Source organism: Streptomyces sp. NPDC101166, from assembly GCF_044768125.1.
Classification (GTDB): Bacteria; Actinomycetota; Actinomycetes; order Streptomycetales; family Streptomycetaceae; genus Streptomyces.
In genome coordinates this window covers 1-1122 of the sequence record NZ_JBIWPF010000274.1, presented here as the reverse complement: position 1 = coordinate 1122, position 1122 = coordinate 1, and the positions used below count along the sequence as shown (strand labels likewise).

The 1122-nt window shown below is 67.9% G+C and carries 2 protein-coding genes; one reads left to right on the top strand and one right to left on the bottom strand.

Annotation, left to right across the window (positions count from 1 at the left end; translation table 11 throughout):
- Positions 1 to 317, bottom strand: a 317-nt coding sequence (locus ACIRS4_RS38345) for an acyltransferase family protein (RefSeq protein ID WP_404204923.1), incomplete at its 3' end; no start/stop codon positions are given.
- A 187-nt stretch (positions 318 to 504) separates the two neighbouring features.
- On the opposite strand from ACIRS4_RS38345, the gene ACIRS4_RS38340 reads away from it, so the two are divergent.
- A partial coding sequence (locus tag ACIRS4_RS38340) for a DUF3068 domain-containing protein (RefSeq protein ID WP_404204921.1) occupies positions 505 to 1122 on the top strand: 618 nt, incomplete at its 3' end.

The window sequence follows — 1122 nt, the reverse complement described above, 5'->3', positions numbered from 1 at the left end:
ATGCGGGCCGCGCGATGCAGCAGATAACGTCCGGCGCTCGGTGCCACCCCGTGCCCGCGGGCCGCCGCGGCGTGCGGCCGCCACAGCAGGAATCCGGACAGCGCGAAGAACACCGCGACCGCGAGATCGAAGCGCTCCCACACCCGGCCGAGCACCGGCTGTCCGGTCGCGCCGGTCTGGAAGGCGACGTGGGTGAGCACGACCCCCAGGGCGGCGAGCGCGCGCATGCCCTCGAGTGCGGGAACGAAGCGGCCCGGACGGACCGGCGCCGGGGCCAGGTCGGGCGTCTCCGCGGTGGTGAGGGTGGTCGTCGTCATCGGGTCCCAGTGTGCCTTGCGGGCGTTCCGCGGATCATCCGGCTTTTGACTTGGGGGCGTTTCGGGGTGTTTTCCTGCCTCGGCCGCACTCAGGGACCGCTCGGACTGTTAGTGTCTGGGCTCACGAGTGCTGCGCGGCGACCGCAGTACTGGAAGAAACACGCGTTCGACGACGAGGAGAACCTGCATGGCACTCAGTGCCGGTACCAGAAGGACGGTTGCCTGCGTACTCGTGGGGCTCGGCGCGATGCTGCTCGTCGCTGCCATCATGATCCCCACCTACACGGTCAGCCGCCTCGCGAAGACGCCGTTGGATCTGGAGATCACGACCGTCGCGACCAACCCGCAGACCGGGGCGCCCAGTGAGGTGCTGGACTCGAAGTCGCTGACTTCGACGACCGGCTCGGCGAAGGTGGACCAGAACGTCCCGCTCGTCTCGCAGCGCTTCCTCACCGTCGAAAACCCGTCCGACGCTTCGGAAATGACCATTCAGGCCGGTCAGACCCTGCGCCGCACGGACAAGCAGGGCGACACCGGCCTGCTGACCGCGAGCATCGACCGCGTCACCGTGGACCGCAAGACCGGTGAGCCGGTCGAGTCGGTCGACGGCGGCCCGAACGGCGCGATCGCCGTGACGGTCGACAAGAAGGGCGAGTCGGTCATGGACCCGGTGCAGCACACCGGTCTGCAGTACCGCTTCCCGATCGGCACCGAGAAGAAGACGTACCCGTACTTCGACCTCAACACTCGCAAGACCTACGACGCCCCGTTCGTCGAGGAAACCGAGATCAACAGCCTGAAGGTC